Annotated in this window: 10 protein-coding genes, 2 tRNA genes and 1 pseudogene; 4 read left to right on the top strand and 9 right to left on the bottom strand. The window is 73.4% G+C overall.

From position 1 onward, the window contains the following. Positions 1–114: 114 nt before the first annotated feature. The gene (locus AC067A_RS31920) at positions 115–2,019 is read left to right on the top strand and encodes a putative bifunctional diguanylate cyclase/phosphodiesterase (protein WP_479246341.1); all 1,905 of its coding nucleotides are present in this window, start codon (positions 115–117) and stop codon (positions 2,017–2,019) included. Between the two features lie 101 nt (positions 2,020–2,120). Here AC067A_RS31920 and AC067A_RS31915 read toward each other — a convergent pair whose 3' ends face one another. Next, a complete protein-coding gene (locus AC067A_RS31915; protein WP_479246339.1) occupies positions 2,121–3,830 on the bottom strand; it encodes a glycosyl hydrolase family 18 protein in 1,710 nt (569 codons plus the stop codon). A gap of 267 nt (positions 3,831–4,097) precedes the next feature. Further along, on the bottom strand, positions 4,098–5,171 hold the full coding sequence (locus AC067A_RS31910; protein ID WP_479246337.1) for an LLM class flavin-dependent oxidoreductase: 1,074 nt from the start codon (positions 5,169–5,171) through the stop codon (positions 4,098–4,100). A 430-nt stretch (positions 5,172–5,601) separates the two neighbouring features. Here AC067A_RS31910 and AC067A_RS31905 point away from each other — a divergent pair, with 430 nt between their 5' ends. After that, positions 5,602–6,360, top strand: a complete 759-nt coding sequence (locus AC067A_RS31905; RefSeq protein WP_017237127.1) for an IclR family transcriptional regulator — start codon at positions 5,602–5,604, stop codon at positions 6,358–6,360. Between the two features lie 76 nt (positions 6,361–6,436). Continuing rightward, a tRNA-Lys gene (locus tag AC067A_RS31900) sits at positions 6,437–6,510 on the top strand. A gap of 227 nt (positions 6,511–6,737) precedes the next feature. Here AC067A_RS31900 and AC067A_RS31895 read toward each other — a convergent pair. The 6 genes from AC067A_RS31895 to AC067A_RS31870 form a co-directional block, all read right to left on the bottom strand. After that, a complete protein-coding gene (locus tag AC067A_RS31895; protein WP_479246335.1) occupies positions 6,738–7,400 on the bottom strand; it encodes a response regulator in 663 nt (220 codons plus the stop codon). Next, positions 7,331–8,635: a sensor histidine kinase gene (locus tag AC067A_RS31890; protein ID WP_479246333.1), complete on the bottom strand. Its 1,305-nt coding sequence runs from the start codon at positions 8,633–8,635 to the stop codon at positions 7,331–7,333. The genes AC067A_RS31895 and AC067A_RS31890 overlap by 70 nt, the downstream gene beginning before the upstream one ends. A 91-nt stretch (positions 8,636–8,726) precedes the next feature. Continuing rightward, entirely contained in the window at positions 8,727–10,388 is a 1,662-nt protein-coding gene (locus tag AC067A_RS31885; RefSeq protein ID WP_479246331.1) for an AMP-binding protein, read from the bottom strand. A gap of 90 nt (positions 10,389–10,478) precedes the next feature. Then, positions 10,479–11,072 (bottom strand): lytic polysaccharide monooxygenase auxiliary activity family 9 protein, encoded by a 594-nt coding sequence (locus AC067A_RS31880; RefSeq protein WP_479246329.1) that lies wholly within the window; start codon positions 11,070–11,072, stop codon positions 10,479–10,481. A 127-nt stretch (positions 11,073–11,199) separates the two neighbouring features. Further along, on the bottom strand, positions 11,200–12,981 hold the full coding sequence (locus AC067A_RS31875; RefSeq protein WP_479246327.1) for an SPFH domain-containing protein: 1,782 nt from the start codon (positions 12,979–12,981) through the stop codon (positions 11,200–11,202). Between the two features lie 980 nt (positions 12,982–13,961). Then, positions 13,962–15,362, bottom strand: coding sequence for a peptidoglycan-binding protein (locus tag AC067A_RS31870; protein ID WP_479246326.1), 1,401 nt, complete (start codon positions 15,360–15,362; stop codon positions 13,962–13,964). Between the two features lie 183 nt (positions 15,363–15,545). On the opposite strand from AC067A_RS31870, the gene AC067A_RS31865 reads away from it, so the two are divergent. Then, a tRNA-Lys gene (locus AC067A_RS31865) sits at positions 15,546–15,619 on the top strand. 53 nt (positions 15,620–15,672) lie between these two features. On the opposite strand, the pseudogene AC067A_RS31860 reads toward AC067A_RS31865, so the two are convergent. Next, a pseudogene (locus AC067A_RS31860) lies at positions 15,673–16,045 on the bottom strand (glycoside hydrolase family 6 protein); the annotation flags it as partial. Positions 16,046–16,807: the final 762 nt, after the last annotated feature.

The raw sequence follows: 16,807 nt of genomic DNA, 5'->3' as shown, positions 1-16,807 counted from the left end.
ACGCCTCCCGGAGCTGGAAGGCTCCCCCGCACGGGCTCTATGATCGGCTCACTCTTCCTTGGCCGACCGTCCCGACCACATGCGACCGGCCCGACTGCAGTACGGGAGCGAGCGGTGAGCGGAACCCCCGAAGGACCGGTGCACCCAGAGCCGCCGGAGCAGCACCCGGCGGACCGAGCACTCACGGAGCGTCACGCCGAGTTCCCGGACTCCACGGGCCGGGCCGGACGCACCGACGCCGAACTCCGCGACTGCCGGGCCGCCTTTCAGGTCTCCCGGCTCGCCATGGCCGTCGTCGACGAGGGCGGCACCGTCGTCGCCGCCAACGACTCCTTCGGCGCGCTCCTCGGCGCCGAGCCCGGCGCGCTCCGCGAGCAGGCCGCGGCCGACCTCGTCGACCTCGCCGCCGACGGCCGCACCTGGCACGCGTACCGCGAGGTGCTGGGCGGCCGGCGCTCGCGCTTCCGCTGCACCCGGCGGCTCAAGCATCCCGACGGGCGCTCCCTGTGGGCCGAGATCACCGTCGCCCCCGTGCCCGACAGCCGGCGCGTGCTGCTGTCGATCGCCGACATCAGCGACCGGCGTGAGCTCCAGGCACGGCTGCGCCACCTCCAGATGCACGACCCGGTGACCCGGCTGCCCAACCGGGCGCTGTTCTTCGAGCGCCTGTCCGCCGCCCTGGAAGCCGCCGCTCCGGACGCTCCGGCGGAGGACGAGCCGGTGGCCCCCGCCCACCGCCCGGACCGTTCATACGAGTCGTACGGGTATGGCAGAACAGGGCGGATCGGTCTCTGCTACCTCGATCTCGACGGCTTCAAGGCCGTCAACGACACCCTCGGCCACCGGGTCGGCGACCGGCTCCTCGCCGCCGTCGCCGCCCGTCTGACGGAGTGCGCGGACCGCGACGGCTACACCCGCAGCGGTGGCCACCTGGTGGCACGGCTGGGCGGCGACGAGTTCGCGATCCTGGTCGAGGACTCCACCGGCACGGAGCAACTGGCGGACCTGGCGCGCTCGGTGCTGGGCGCGCTCCAGCAGCCGTTCGACCTGGCGGGCCAGCGGCTGTCGGTCTCCGCGTCGATCGGGGTGGTCGAGCGCTCCGCGCGCGGGACGACGGCGACCGCCCTGATGCAGGCCGCGGACACCACGCTGTACTGGGCCAAGGCCGACGGCAAGGCCCGCTGGACCCTGTTCGACCCGGAGCGCAACGCGCACCGGATGACCCGGCAGGCGCTGTCCTCCACGCTGCGGCCGGCCGTGGAGCTCGGCGAGTTCGCCCTGGAGTACCAGCCCCTGGTGGACCTGGCGGACGGGGCGGTGCGCGGGGTGGAGGCGCTGGTGCGCTGGAACCACCCGCAGTTCGGCTCCCTCGCGCCGAATCGGTTCATCGGGATCGCCGAGGAGGACGGCTCCATCGTGGAGCTCGGGCGGTGGGTGCTCGACACCGCCTGCCGCCAGGCCCGGCAGTGGCAGAAGGACCATCCGCGCGAGCGCCCGATCTTCGTGAGCGTGAACGTGGCGGTCCGTCAGGTCTGGGACTCCGACCTGGTCGCGGACGTCGCGGGGATCCTCGCCGAGACCGGTCTCGCCCCGCATCTGCTCCAGCTGGAGCTGACCGAGTCCGCCGTGATGGGCTCGGCCGGCCGGCCGTTGCAGGCGCTCCAGGCGCTGAGCGACATGGGCGTGCGGATCGCCATCGACGACTTCGGCACCGGCTACTCGAACCTGGCCTATCTGAGCCGGCTGCCCGTCTCCGTCCTCAAGCTCGACGGCTCCTTCGTCCGGGGCTTCCAGGACGAGGAGCACGCCAACCCGGCGGACGAGCTGATCGTCGAGGCGCTCGTCCACCTGGCGCACCGGCTCGGCCTCACGGTCACCGCCGAGTGCGTGGAGACCTCCGGTCAGGCCGACCGGCTGCGGCGGATCGGCTGCGACACCGGCCAGGGCTGGCTGTACTCGCGCGCGGTGACCCCGGACCGCATCGCCGAGCTCATCGGCTCGGAGCCGCTTCCGGTCTGACCGGGTCCGGGCATGGAACTGCCCCCGGCCGGAGGGACATTCCGGGCGGGGGCAGTGGTCATGCGGGGTTCGGCGGGTCAGGCCGGAGGGAGGTCAGGCACTCAGCAGGCGCCGAGGTCCTGCCAGACGCCCCACTCGCCGGTGGTGCCGGGGGTCTCGTTCTGGGTCCACCACTTGGCCTTCCACTTGCGGCCGTTGTGCGAGACCTCGTTGCCCGCGTTGTAGACCGTGCCGGCCACGTAGGCCGGGACCGAGCCGCAGCCCGTGGTGGGCGGGGTGGTCGGCGGCGTCGTGGGCGGGGTGGTCGGCGGCGTCGTGGGCGGGGTGGTCGGCGGCGTCGTCGGCGGGGTGGTCGGCGGGGCGGTGGTGCCGCCGAGCGCGGTGTTGATCTGCTTCAGCAGGGTGGCGTTCTCGTCCAGACCGAGGAGCGAGTACATCATCGCGCCGGCGAGGCCGCGCTGCTTGGCGTAGTCCACGCGGGCCTGGATGGACCGCTGGTTCAGGCCGGTGAAGAACTCGCCGTCCTTGTAGAAGTACGAGGACTTCGACTGGTCGTCCCAGAAGGTCGTCGACGCGTTGTCGACGATGCCGCCGAGCTCCTTGTAGTGCGCGATGCCGGCCTGCTGGCTGAGCGGGCGGGCGTTGGAGCCGCCGGTGGCGGTCTGGGCGAGGCCGTTGGTGGTGCCGGCCGGGACACCCTTCCAGCCGCGGTAGTAGAACTCGTAGCCCAGCGTCAGCTTGCCGGCGGGGAAGCCGCCGGTGATGCCGTACGTCGGGTTGCCGTCGATCCAGGAGTCGATGGCCGAGTCGATGCTGTACTTCTCCGTGCCCGGCGCGATCACGTCGGTCGGGTCGTTCGGCGAGGGGTGGAGCGGGGACTGGTGGTACGTCGGCCCGTCGCCGTCCCAGGCGCCGTGCATGTCGTACGTCATGATGTTGGCGTAGTCCAAGTACTGGCCGATCTTGTCGGTCTCGATGTACTTGATCTTGTCCTGACCGGCCGGGAGGGCCGAGGTCAGCAGGTACTTCTTGCCGCCGTTGGCCGCGCCGTACGCGTCGAGCTGCTTGCGGAACTCGGCGAGGAGCAGCGTGAAGTTCTGCTTGTCCTCGGGGCCGTAGTGGTTGCCCAGGTGGCCGCCGGAGGAGCCCGGGTACTCCCAGTCGATGTCGATGCCGTCGAAGATGCCGGCCGCGGTGCCCGCGCCGCCGTAACCGCCCTCGACGGGCAGGTTGCCCTTGATGTACTGGTCGACGCAGGAGGCGACGAACTTCTTGCGGCTCGCGTCCGTCAGGGCCGCGTCGTGGAAGTACTTGGAGTAGGTCCAGCCGCCGAGCGAGATGTTGATCTTCAGGTGGGGGTACTTCGCCTTCAGTTCCTTGAACTGGTTGAAGACGCCCACGATCGGCTGGTCCCACTTGTCGGCGACGCCGTCGACGGAGTCGGCCGCGCTGAAGGACTTCTGGTAGTCGGCGTACGAGTCGCCCGCGCCGTCGCCGGCGCTCGGGTTGTTGTCGTCGCCCGCGGCCTTGTTGGCCTCGAAACAGGTGAGGTTGGTGGGGTGGATGTTGCCGAACGAGTAGTTGATGACGTCCAGCTGGCTCGCGATGCCCCGGGTGTCGAGGTGCTTGGGGTAGAACGCGTTGCCGTAGACGCTCCACTGGTCGTAGTACGCGATGCGCACGTTGCCCGCAGAGGCGGTGGTCGACGTTTCGGCCGCCTGGGCGGAGCCGAGGCCGACGGTCGCGGCGAGCGTACCGGCGGCGAGGGCCGAGCTCAGGAGCGCGGCGATCAAGGGCTTACGGGGGTGCACGTGCGGCCTCCGATGGGGGGAGTACTGGGTGGTGCCGTACAGGAGCTGAGGAAGTGATAACCGCCGCGCGAACGGCACGTCAATGGTCTGAACCAGATTGAGGACTAGACCAATTCGACGATGAAAGGCCTTGTCAGAGGGGTGCAGCACAAAAAGAAACCGCCCGCCACCATCGGTGACGAGCGGTTTAAGGTTCACTTAGGAGTGCGGCGGGGACGGTTCCGGAACGAACCAACCCCCTGCCGGAATCCGGGATTCGGGCCGGCCCTACCCCTCCGGCAGCTCCGGCAGGCCGTACGCGTCCGCGATCAGTCCGTAGCTCCGCACGCGGGCCTCCCCGCCGTGCGCGTTGGCCGTGATCATCAGCTCGTCGGCGCCCGTCCGCTTCCGCAGGTCGTCCAGACCCGTACGGACCTCGTCCGGGGTGCCGTACACGACGTTCGCCAGCCAGCCGTCCACGAACTCCCGCTCCGCGGGGCTGAATCCGTACGCCTCCGCCTCCTCCGGCGTCGGCACCAGGCCCGGCCGTCCGGTGCGCAGCCGCAGCATGGCGAGGGCGCCGGAGAGGACCTGGCGGCGGGCCTCCGCGGCCTCGTCGGCGGCGAGCGCCGAGACGCCGATCATCGCGTACGGGGCGTCGAGGACCGCCGACGGCCGGAACGACTCCCGGTAGAGGTCGAGCGCCGGGATCGTGTTCCGCGCCGAGAAGTGGTGGGCGAAGGCGAAGGGCAGTCCCAGCAGGCCGGCGAGCCGGGCGCTGAAGCCGGACGAACCGAGCAGCCAGATCGGCGGCCGTCCCCCGGGGCCCTGCACCGGCCCGGGCACGGCGTGGATCCGGGCGTACGGGTGCCCGTCCGGGAAGTCGTCGTCCAGGAAGCGGGTCAGCTCGGCGAGCTGCTCCGGGAAGTCGTCCGCGCCCTCGTTCAGGGTGTCCGTGCGCCGCAGGGCCGCCGCCGTGGCGCCGTCGGTGCCGGGCGCGCGGCCGAGCCCGAGGTCGATCCGGCCCGGGGCGAACGCCTCCAGGGTGCCGAACTGCTCGGCGATGACGAGCGGGGCGTGGTTGGGGAGCATGACGCCGCCCGAGCCGAGCCGGATGCGGCGGGTGTGGGCGGCGAGATGGGCGAGGATCACCGCCGGGGAGGACGAGGCGACCCCCGGCATCGAGTGGTGCTCGGCCACCCAGTGACGGTGGAAGCCGCGCCGCTCGGCGAGCCGGCTCAGCTCGACGCTGGTCGCCAGCGCCTGGGTCGCCGTCCGCCCGCTGCCGACGGTCACCAGGTCCAGCACGGACAGCGGTACGGGCGCGTTCCCCCGCGCCTCTCCTCGAATAGCGTCGGTCACCGTCGAGACCCTCCTCGGCCCATGTGCGAATCCTTCTCCGGACACCCCCCGGCGGCACCCGGCCGGACACCCTCCGGATGCGTAGCCGAACGCGCCTCCGGATACCTCAGGGCTACAACAGGAGGGTGTCTCCGCTTATTCCGGGGGTCATGGGGAGGTTCTCGGCCACCCGGAGGGCCGTGGTCGGGTCCGCTTCCCCGTAAAAAATCTCCCGTTCGCCACCGGCCGAACGCGCTCACGAGCGCCGTCACGCACCGCCCTGACCTCAGAGTCTCCACCGAACTCATGACATGGGCATATGCCAGAGTGGCGCACCCCAGCGTACGGCCCGGATCGTCCGCATCATTCTCGCCAACAGCCGCCCCGCAAACGGCCCTTGGAGGCTATCGTGGTACGAAAGCTTGCGGTCACAACCTGGTAGGGGGAAACCGTGGCGCTGAAGCCCGAGCCCACCGCGCCGTTCCACTCGGTGCAATACGCCCTGCGCGTCCTCGAGACGGTGTCACGGCACGGTGGCGGAGTGACGGACGTCCAGATCGCGCGCGAGACCGGCCTGCCCGTGGCCCACCTGTCCTCACTGCTCCTCATGCTCCGGCGCGAGGGGTACGTCGAGCAGGTGGCCGACGGCGCGTACGTGATCGGGGATTCCCTCGTCCTCCTCGGCTCCGGCTTGACCCGCCGCGAGGCCCTGGAGGCGAAGCTCCAGGAGACCCTGACCGAACTGCGCGACTCCGTCGGCGCCGCGGTCTACATCAGCAGGTACATCGACGGCGAAGTGAAGATCACCCAGTTCGCCGACGGCCCGCGCACGCCCAAAGTCAACGAGTGGGTCGACTTCCGCTCGGCCGCGCACGCCAGCGCGGTCGGCAAGTGCCTGCTCACCCAGCTCGACCAGAACGGCCGGCGGGACCACCTCTCCCGGCACAAGATCGCCCGGCTGACCTCCAGGACGATCACCAGCGAGCGGATCCTCTTCTCGAAGCTCGACAGCCAGCCGGCGACCGTCCCCGTCCTCGACCTCCAGGAGTACGCGGTCGGCACGGTCTGCGCCGCCGTCCCGCTCACGGCGGGCTCGGCCGTCGGCTGCCTGGCCCTCTCCCTCCCGATCGAGCACGCCCACCGGCTCCGCGCCGCGGCCGACACGCTCAACCGCAGGGCCGCTCCGGTGGTGCTCTCCCTGGCGATCTGAGGACACGGGAAGACCTGGTCCCGCGGGTTGGTCGGAAGCACCCCTCGGGACCAGGTAGTATTTTCTCTGTCAGCAGGCGCCGCTAGCTCAGTTGGTTAGAGCAGCTGACTCTTAATCAGCGGGTCCGGGGTTCGAGTCCCTGGCGGCGCACAGACAGAGAAGGCCCCCTCGCGCAAGCGAGGGGGCCTTCTTGTCCTTCCCGGAGCCGGCGCGGAAGCCCCCGCACGGGATCCCCGGCGCAGGAGCCGGGCTCGGAAGTCCCGGCGCAGGAGCCGGCACGGAGGCACCCGGCACGGGATCCGGCGGGCGTCGGGCGCGGAGGTACGCCGGACGCGGAGGTACGTCAGGCGCGGAGGTACGTCAGGCGCGGAGGTACGTCAGGCGCGGAGGTACGTCAGGACGGCGAGGACGCGGCGGTGGGTGTCCTCCGCCGGAGGCAGGTCCAGCTTCGCGAGGATGTTGCCGATGTGCTTGCCGACGGCGGCCTCGGTCACGACCAGGCGGCGGGCGATCGCCCCGTTGGAGTGGCCCTCCGCGACCAGGCCGAGGACCTCGCGCTCGCGCGGGGTGAGCGCGTCGAGCGGGTCCCGGTGCCGGCGCAGCAGCTGCCGTACGACCTCCGGGTCGACGACCGTGCCGCCGTCCGCGACCCGGGCCAGGGCGTCCAGGAACTCCTCGACCTGCCCCACCCGGTCCTTGAGCAGGTAGCCGACGCCGGTGCCGTCGCCCGTGTCGAGGAGGTCGGCGGCGTAGCTGCGCTGCACGTACTGGCTGAGGACGAGCACCGGCAGGCCGGGCCGCTCGGCCCGCAGCGCGACCGCGGCGCGCAGCCCCTCGTCCTGGAAGCCGGGCGGCATCCGCACGTCGGTGACGACGACGTCCGGGGCGTGGGCGGCGACCGCCTCGCGCAGCGCGTCGGCGTCGCCGACGGCGGCGACGACCTCGTGGCCGAACCGGGCCAGCAGGCCGATCAGTCCCTCCCGGAGGAGGACGCCGTCCTCGGCGAGGACGACGCGGAGCTTTCGGGCAGTGCGGGACACGGGATCTCCACTCGCAGCACGGTCGGCCCGCCCGGCGGGCTCATGATCGTCAGTGTGCCATCGAGGACGGCGATCCGGTCGGCGAGTCCGGTGAGCCCGCTCCCCCGGGCCGGATCCGCCGCGCCCCGCCCGTCGTCCTCGACGGCCAGCCGCAGCACGCCGCCGGAGTGCCGGGCGGTGATCGCCGCCCGCGTCGCCCCGCTGTGCTTGCCGATGTTGGCGAGCGCCTCGCAGACGGCGAAGTACCCGGCGCTCTCCACGCTCGTCGGCAGCCTGGGCAGCTCCACGTCGGTGTCCACCGGCACGGCGGACCGGTCCGCCGCGTCGGCGAGCGCCGGGCCGAGCCCGTAGTCCGCCAGGACCTGCGGATGGATGCCGTGGATCAGCTCCCGCAGCTCGGTCAGCACCTGCCCCGCCTCCGTGTGGGCCTTCGCCAGCTGCTCGGCCAGCGGGCCGCCGGCCGGGGCGTCCAGCCGCGCCAGGCCCAGGGTCATGGTCAGTGCGACCAGGCGCTGCTGCGCCCCGTCGTGCAGGTCCCGCTCGATCCGCCGCCGCTCGGCCTCGAAGGCGTCCACCAGCCGGGCCCGCGAGGCGATGACCTCCCCGATGGCGCCGCCCCCGTCGTCCTCGCGGGGGGTGAGCAGGGCCCGGGCCAGGGCCGCGTGGGCGCCCGCGACGGCGGCGAGCGGATAGGCGAGGACCACGAGCAGGACCGCGCCGGCGAACGCGGCGGCGAAGGCCTCCGGGTAGGACGTCACGAGGTACGCCTTGACGACCTTCGTCTCCTGCCCGTCGACGGCCAGCCGGACGGGCGCGCCGAGGAGGGCGACGGGCAGGCCGACGCCGACGGCCAGCGCGAGGAGGTCGAGCGGCCACAGCACGGTCGCGAGCAGCAGCCCGTACGCGAGCTCCCGCCAGGTCGCCTGCTCCCCGGCCCTGACCCGCAGCCACGCGGCGAGGCCCGGCGCGGCGGGGACCCGGTGCGGGTCGGGTGCCGGGTCCCGGTCCACCAGCCGGAGCCGCCTCCGTTCGACGCCGCCGAGGGCGGGCCCGGACAGCAGCAGGAGCGGCAGTCCGACGAGGAACAGCGAGAACACCCCGAGCACCAGGTACAGCAGGCACACCGCGGCCCCCACGATCCCCCCGCTCGCCAGGTACCCGGCGGCCCTCCAGGGCCACGGGCCGAGGGGGAAACGCGTCCGGGTGAGTGCCTGCCAACACGTACGGGGTTCCATGAGCGCCCACGGTAGGCGGCGGCCACCGGCGGTGCCATGGGCCTGGAGGGCGGGTCGGGGGTGGGGCGGGCCCTACCCCCGGGGCGGCGCCTCAGGCGGGGGCGCGGCCGTGGCGGGCGTACGTCTCCTGGAGGGCGGCCGTCGCCTCGGGGGTGAGGGGCTCGTAGGGGGCTCCGGGGGTGGGGCGCCACCAGACGGGGTCGGGGGCGAGGAAGGAGGCGCGGCGGAGGGCGACGCGGTGGATCTTGTTGGTGGCGGTGAGGGGGAGCTCGCGCATCACGCGGACGAAGCGCGGCGGCATCTTGGTGCCGAGGTCCGCCTGTGCGGCGAGGAAGGCCGTGAACTCCGCCGGGTCGAAGGCGGCGCCCTCGCGCAGCGCGATCGCCGCCATCACCTGGTCTCCGGCGACGGGGTCGGGCACGGCGTAGACGGCGACCCCGGCGGCCCGGTCCCAGCGGGCGAGGATGTGCTCGATCATCGCCGCCGCGAGGTTCTCGCTGTCGACCCGCAGCCGGTCGTCGGTGCGGCCCGCGAAGTAGAGGAAGCCGTCGGCGTCCCGGTAGAAGAGGTCGCCCGTCCAGTACCAGCCGCCGCGCAGCCTGGCCGCCTCGGCCTCTGGGTTGCGCCAGTAGCCCTCGAAGGGCGAGCGGCCGCGGTTGACGAGTTCGCCGACGGCCTCGGAGGCGTTGAGGAGCCTGCCGGTGGACGAGAAGCGGGCGGGGACGCAGACCTCGCCGGTCTCGGCGTCGACGACCGCGAGGTCGTCGCCCGGCGCGGCCCTGCCGATCGCGCCCGTCGGGGTGTCCGGGGTCCGCTGGATCGCCGCGCCGCCCTCGGAGGAGCCGTACCCCTCCACGAGCGGGACCCCGAAGCGTTCGCGGAAGCGGGCCGCGTCCACCGCCCCCGCCTCGGTGCCGAATCCGAGGCGGAGCGGGTGCGCGCGGTCGTCGGGGGCGGGCGGGGTGGCGAGCAGGTACTGGACGGCCCGGCCCACGTAGGTGAAGTAGGTGGCGCCGAAGCGGCGTACGTCGGGCAGGAAGCGGGAGGCCGAGAAGCGGGCCCGCAGCGCGACCCCGGCGCCGGCCGCGAGCGCGGGCGCCCAGTCGGCGATGACGGCGTTGCCGTGGAACATCGGCATGCAGACGTAGTGGACGTCGTCCCGGCCGACCCCGAAGTGGGAGACGAGGGAGGCTCCGGCGGCGGCCAGCCGTCCCTGGCTGCACAGGGCGGCCTTGGGCGCGCCCGTCGAGCCGGAGGTGAAGGAGAGCAGGAAGCGGCTGTCGGGGCGTACGGGACCGAGGGACGCGTCTCCCGGGCGGGCGTCCGCGTAGGGGGCGAGGAGTTCCCGGTAGGCGTCGGTGTCGGTGACCAGGACGCGCACGCCGGGCAGCGGAAGCCCGTCGAGGAGGGGCAGGTGGGCGCGCTGGGTGACCAGGACCCGGCAGGCGGTGTGCCGGATGTCCCGGGCGAGTTCGGCGCCGCGCCGGGTCGGGTTGATCCCGGCGACGGCGGCCCCCGCGAGGGCCGCCGCGCTGAGCCAGAGCGGGTACTCCGGCGTGTTGTCGAGCAGGATGCCGAGGTGCGGCTCGCCCCCCGGCACGGGTGGCATCAGGTCCACGAGCAGTGCGGCCCGCGCGGCGGCGCCGGCGGCGACCTGGTGGTGGGTGAGGGTGTGGTGCTCGTCCCTCAGGCCGATCCGGTGGTCGCCCCACTGGCGTCGTACGAGCTCCGCGACGGTGTCCGCACCCCTCATGGGCCGGACTGTAACTGACGTACCGTCAGAACTGAACGCCTCGGACCCGACGGCCGGCCGGAGCGCCACGGCTCCCGGCCGGCCGACCGGTCAGAACCTGACGTCCGAGCAGGCGTAGAACGCGTTCGCGGTGTCCGCGATCGTCCACACCGCCAGGATCAGGTGACGGCCCGTCTTGCCCGCCGGGATGGTCCCGGAGTGCGAGAGGGTCGCCGGCGGCTGCTGGTTGTTGTAGGGGACAGTCAGGAACGGCTGCGGGTCGAGCGCGGCCCGGGTCAGCTTCTGGGTCGGGTCCCAGCCGTTCCTGGTGATGTAGTACTTGAAGTCGGTGGTGCGGTGCCGGGCCGTGAACTGCCAGCGGAAGCTGTAGCTCTGCCCCGACGTGAGGCCCGTCGCCGGCCAGGTGCCGCCCCGGGGGTCGTCGAGCTGGGCGAACTGCGTGAGCCCGGCCGAACAGATCCTGCCGTCGGCGGGACCGGCGGCGGGGAACCCCTTCGGCCCCTCGACCGACTGCGGCTCCCACTGGATGGGGCCGCAGTTGGTCACGGTGCCGTTGGCGCAGAGCTTCTGGCGGCTGATCGGCGAGTCGGTGTAGCCGTGGCTGCCGGCGCTGCCGGTGCCGAGGAGGGTGACGCCGGCGACGCCGAGCGCCACCACCGCCGCCCCGACTGACTTGTTGCGCATGCTGTCGCTCCAGGAGAACGTGGGGAGTTCCGTTGGGTCGTGCTGCACGCGTGCGGTCTTGCGGGTGACTCAATTTGGTCTGGACCAAGTACCAAGGTATGGACGGAAGTTGAACATGTCCATCCCCTCACGCACCCTCGGCCGGAGCCGTCCGGCCCGTGTAGAACGCCACCGTCAGGTCCTTGACCAGCGCCTTGCGCTCGTAGTCGTCCAGCTCCACCAGACCACGACTGGTCAGCCGGTGGACCACGTCGTCCACCGCGTCCACCACCGACGTCAGGACACTGTCCCGGTGCTTCGCGTCGATCGCCGCGATCCGCCGCCGCTGCATCGCCGCCGCGACCTCCGGGGCGTACTCGATCCTCGTCGGCTGCGCCGAGAACACGTCCACGCCCACCGGCGCGCACTCCGCCGACAGCATCCGCGTCAGCGCCTCGCCCACCGCCTCCGCGTCCCGCAGCGTCGGCGCGTCGTCGTGGAACGCGTCCGCCGGAAGCTGCGACAGCACCCGCGCCATCGCCGCCTCCACCTGCTCCCGCAGGTACTCCTCGTGCCCGTCGACCCCCAGCGCCGCCCGGACGGTGTCCCGCACCCGCCACACCACCAGCACCACCACGTCCAGGGCCGTCCCCTTGGCGTCCACCGCCGACAGCGGCTCACTCCGCCAGTGCCGGAGCCGTACGTCGACCCTGCGCCGCAGCAACAGCGGGCTCACCCACACCAGCCCTGTCCGCCGCACCGTCCCCCGGTAGTCGCCGAACAGCGTCAGCACCCACGCGTAGCCCACCCTGCCCCGCCCCAGACCGCCCAGCGCGAACAGCGTCACCACCACACCGAGCGCCAGCAGCGCCCACTGCCCCAGATGGATTCCGTTGTACGGGCGCGCCGGCAGCCGCAGCATCCGCGCCACCTCCTCGGGCACGGCCCCCGTCCACCACACCACCGCCGCGGACCCCGCGATCGCCAGCGCCCCCGCCGCCACCCCGACCCAGCCCGGCAGCACCGGCGCAGCCCGCTCCACCAGCCCGGGATCCGCCGTCGGCGCGGGCCTCGCCCCCGCCACGGGCCCCGCCGGCCGGGCCTTCCGCACGCCCCCCGCCGACGCCTCGGACCCCGGCTCCCCCTTCTGCTTCTGCTTCCCCTGCTTGACGGGCCCACCCGGCCCCGCCGCCGGAGCGCCCCATCCCTGAATCTTCGACGGAGCCGGAATGGCAGGCCTCCTCCCGTTCTTCCCCGGCACCGACTCCGCCCCCGGCGCCGAACCCTTCCCCGGCGCAGAACCCTTGGCCGGCGCAGAACCCTTGGCCGGCGCAGAACCCTTGGCCGGCGCAGAACCCTTGGCCGGCGCCCTCCCCTTCGTCGGCGCCGCGTCCTTCGCCGGCACGGGCGCGGCCATCGCCACGGTGTCCGGCCCGTCGTCGTCACCCACCGCCCGCGGGACCACGCCCTCCGGCTCGTCCCTGAACAGCAGATGCACCGGAATCGACCCCGTCGTCTCCGCCCCGATCACGTTCCTCCGCCGCGCCACCCGCACCACGGCCGCCACCGGCACGGCGACGACACCCACCTCCGCACCGGCGATCCGCCCGAAGTCGGGCCGCCGGTCGTCTGCCTTGGTGGCGGGGTGGGGGTGGGGGTCGGTGGTGCTGGTGCTGGTGCTGGTGCTGGTGGCAGTGGTGCCCGTGCCTGGAGCGGTGGCAGCGGTTCCGGTGGGTCCGGTGGCGCTGGATCCGGTGGGTCCGGTGCCGGTGGGTCCGGTGCCGGTGGGTCCGGTGCCGGTGGGTCCGGTGCCGGTGGGTCCGGTGGCGCTGGGTCCGGTGGCGCTGGTGCCGATCCCGGCGTCGATGACGGTGCCTGCCACCGGGATCGCCGGGGAGCCGCCGGTGCGCACGGCAGCGGACGCGAACACCTCCGCCCTCTTGCGTCCGGTCCCTCCGGCGCCCGTCCCGGCAACCGGCGCGGGCGCCGTACCGCCCATCCGCCCGGCCGCGCCGGACACCACCGGAGCCGTGACACGCCGAGTCGCCTTGGTGGCGGCCGCCACGGGGGCGGCCACAGGGGCAGCCGCGGAAGCGGACAGCGGCGTCGGCGCCGGGGCCGACGCCGAGACAGGAACGGAACGCACGGACTGCACGGACTGCACGGCCTCAGCGGTGGCGCCGGACGCGGGAGTGACGGCTCTGGGAGTGACGGCTCTGGGGGTGACGGCTCTGGGGGTGGCCCAGGGCCCGGCGGTCGCGGCCTCGGGTGTGGCATCGGGTACGGGAGTCGCCACCCTGGGCGTGGCATCGAGCACAGGAGTCGCCGCCCTGGGCGTGGCATCGGGTACGGGGGATACGACGGCCTCGGGCGCGCCATCAGGCGCAGGAGTCACGGTCCGGGGTACGTCATCAGACGCAGGAATCACAGCCCTGGGGGCGGCGACGGGCGCGAGAGCCACAGCCTTCGGGATGACGGCGGAGGCGGAGGTCGCGGCCTCCGAGGTGGCGGTGGGCGCCGAGGGGGTGGGGCCGGCAGCGGGGCCGGGCGACGGGGATGCGGAGCCGGCGGCGGCTTCGGCACCGGCAGCGGCAGCGGCACTGCCCGCGGTCTCGGGAGCGGTGGCGCCCCCGGTGTCGGGACCTGAGCCGCCCTCGGTATCGGCACCGGCACCGGCATCGGCATCGGCACAGACCCCGGCCCCGGCTGCGGCCCTGGCCTCGGTCTCGGCGTCGACCGGGGCCGCGGGCCCGGCGGAGGCAGGGGGCGTCGGGGGTGGGGAGGTGCGGGGGAGGGTGCCGTCGGTGAGGCGTCTCGCGGTGCGGGCCGCGTCACGGGAGGCGGCCGCGCCGGAGTCCGCGGGGTTCGGGGTCGATGCGGTCATTCGGGGTCCACCTCATGTTCTCGGGGTCATCGGAACAAACGCCGCCAGGTCTCCGGGCCCGGGTAGCCGTCGGCCGCTCCGCCGCGCCAGCCCTGTGCCCGCTGGAACGCCTCGACGTTGCGGCGGTCCGCCTCCGTCCAGCGCGGACCGGGTCCCGACAGGTAGTGCTTGCCGAAGCCCCGCTTCACCAGTTGTTTGCCCAGCTTCTCCACATATGCGTTGGATTGGCCCGGACGGAAGTAGCCACGCCCGGGAAACCCCGTCGCGTTCGTGCTCGGACCGCTCGAACCACCCGATCCGCCGATGCCCCTGCCCCCGCCGGTCACGAGGAGCTTCCACGTCTCGGGGCCGGGGATGCCGTCCGCCTCCCTGCCCTTCCAGCCCTGCGCCAGCTGGAACGCCTGGGTCGCGCGACGGTCCGCCTCGCCCCACTTCGGGCCGGGTCCCTTGCTGTAGTACTTCTTGCCGCCGCGGTCGACGAGGAGCTTGCCGAGCTGGGTGACGTACGCGTTGTTCGCGCCCGGACCGAACTTCGCGGCGCCGGGGTACGGCGTCGGCGTGGCGGTCGGGCCGCCGCCGGTCGTGCCGCCGCTGACCACGCCCTTGTAGCGGTAGGCGACGTACCGGTCGGAGTTCTCCCAGTACGCCATGGGCGTCGCCTGCTTCCGCGTGCGCGGCTTGGTCTGCTCGTAGGCGATGTAGGACGTGTGGGTGTAGTCGGTCCAGCCGCCGAAGATCGTCACGTGCGAGCCGCGCGTCGGGTTGGCCGGGTTGTGGAAGAGGAGGATGTCGCCGGGCTGGAGTTCGGTGCGGTCGACCCGGTCGGCGAAGCGGTCGAGGCTGCCCGTCCACTCGTTGCTGCGGAGGTTCCAGGCCATCGAGATGTAGCCGGAGCAGTCCTGCCGGTAGCCGTCCGACCAGTACTTCTCCATGGAGTACGGGACCTGCGCGGCCACCCACAGCTTCGCGCGGTTGATGATGTCGGCCCGGGTCGTCTGCCGCAGCGAGCCCGTCGAGATCTGGCTGCTCCCCGGAGTCGCGTTCGGGTTCGGGTTCTGGCTCGAGGCCTGGTCGACGGGGGGGTTCGGGGCCGAGGAGCCGGGTCCCGGCGCTCCGTGCAGCGGCCCCCGCCCGCCCTGCGGCGTCTCGGGTCCCGGCCAGGACGTCGTGTCCGGTCCGGCCGCCTCCCCCGCCGGGGCGGCCGGCTCCGCCGGGCGCGGGAGGGCGGAGGCCGCACCGGCCCCGCCCCCGCCCAGGACGACCCCCGCCGCCGTCACCAGGACCAGGGCGCGGCGGGCGCCGTGCGCGGCCGGGTGACCGCCCGACCGGACGGGCAGACCCAGCGCGAGGTCACGGCGGTGCTGGGCGCAGCCCGGGCAGCCGCAGTCGGCCGCGGGTTCGAACTCCTCGAAAACCGGCACGCTCATGCGATTCCCCTCCACACTCGTCAAGATCTTTTGACCCTTGTTTCGGGCGTCAGTGTCTCAACTGTCTGGACAAATCGCATTTTGACGGATCGAAGGCCTGATACGACCATCCGACAGGCCGGAGGCGACCGATATTGGTCAGGAGCACGCCTTCAGGTCAGGTAGAGTTCTCTTTGTCAGCAGGCGCCGCTAGCTCAGTTGGTTAGAGCAGCTGACTCTTAATCAGCGGGTCCGGGGTTCGAGTCCCTGGCGGCGCACGCGAGACCAAGGCCTCCCACCGATGGTGGGGGGCCTTGGTCGTTTCCTCGATCTACCCGAACTGCCGGGCGTCGCGGGCCAGTTCCAGGGCGTACGCGTCGAACCGCTCCCCCGCCTTCGGGCCGCCACGACACTCCCCGTCCGACTCGCCGGGGCGCTTGATCCACAGATCGCCGCCGCCAGCCGGTCCCCGGTGGTGCGCGTCGGCGGAACGCCGAGGGCGCGGCCGAGCGGATTGCACCAGGCCCGGACGGGGTCTCCCTCCGTGTACGGGCCGTTTCCGTTCCTGCCGGTGTCGACCACGAAGGGCTTGCCGCAGACCAGGACCGACGGGCGTCTGCCGTACGCGACGCTCTCCGCGGTCGTCCGGTCGTCCGGTGGTTCGCGATGTCGACCGCGAACCCGTCCGTGTCGGCGATCCCCGCCGCCGTGTGGCTGCGCCCGCGTGGACCTGTGCCCGCGCCCCGTGCGGGCCTTCGCCCGCTGCCGCGTGGGCCCGCGCCAGCCTGGGCCCGCACCCGCTGCCGTGTGGGCCTTCGCCCCCGCCCCGTGCGGGCCATCGCCCGCTGCCGCGTGGCCTGTGCCCGCACCCGCTGCCGTGTGCGCCCGCGCCCCCGCGTCGGGTGGGCCTTGCCCCCGCCCCGTGTGGGCCCGCGCCCGCTGTCGCGTGGGCCCGCACCCGCCGCCGTGTGCGCCCGCGCCCCCGCCCCGTGTGCACCCACGCCCGCTGTCGCGCGGGCCCGCGCCCAGCCCCGTGTGAGCCCGCACCCGCTGTCGCGCGGGCCCGCGCCCGCCGCCGTGTGGGCCTTCGCCCCCACCCCGTGTGGGCAATCGTCCCGCTGGGCGGGACGGGTGGGCACACGGGACGGCGCCCTTGGCGGCGCCTCCGCCCCTCGTGCCTGAGCCCGCACCGGTACGGCGTCGCACGACATGGTGCGGGTTCGGGCGCGGAAGCCTAGGCCCGGCAAAGGGCGCCGTCCGTTGTGCCCACCCGTTCCGCCCCAGCGGAACGATTGCCCACAACGGGGTGGGCGGAGGCACGGGGGTGGGCACCGCCCCAGCGGAACGCCTGCCCACAACGGGGCGGGGCGGGGCGCAGCCCGCAACGAGCGGGACGCAGCCCCAGCAGGGCGAGGGGCCGGGCGGACGGAGGCCCTGATGGGGCGCGGTGCCGGCGGGCGAGGGGC

This window comes from Streptomyces sp. NPDC043176, from assembly GCF_056436715.1.
This window is presented reverse-complemented; position numbering and strand designations above follow the sequence as displayed.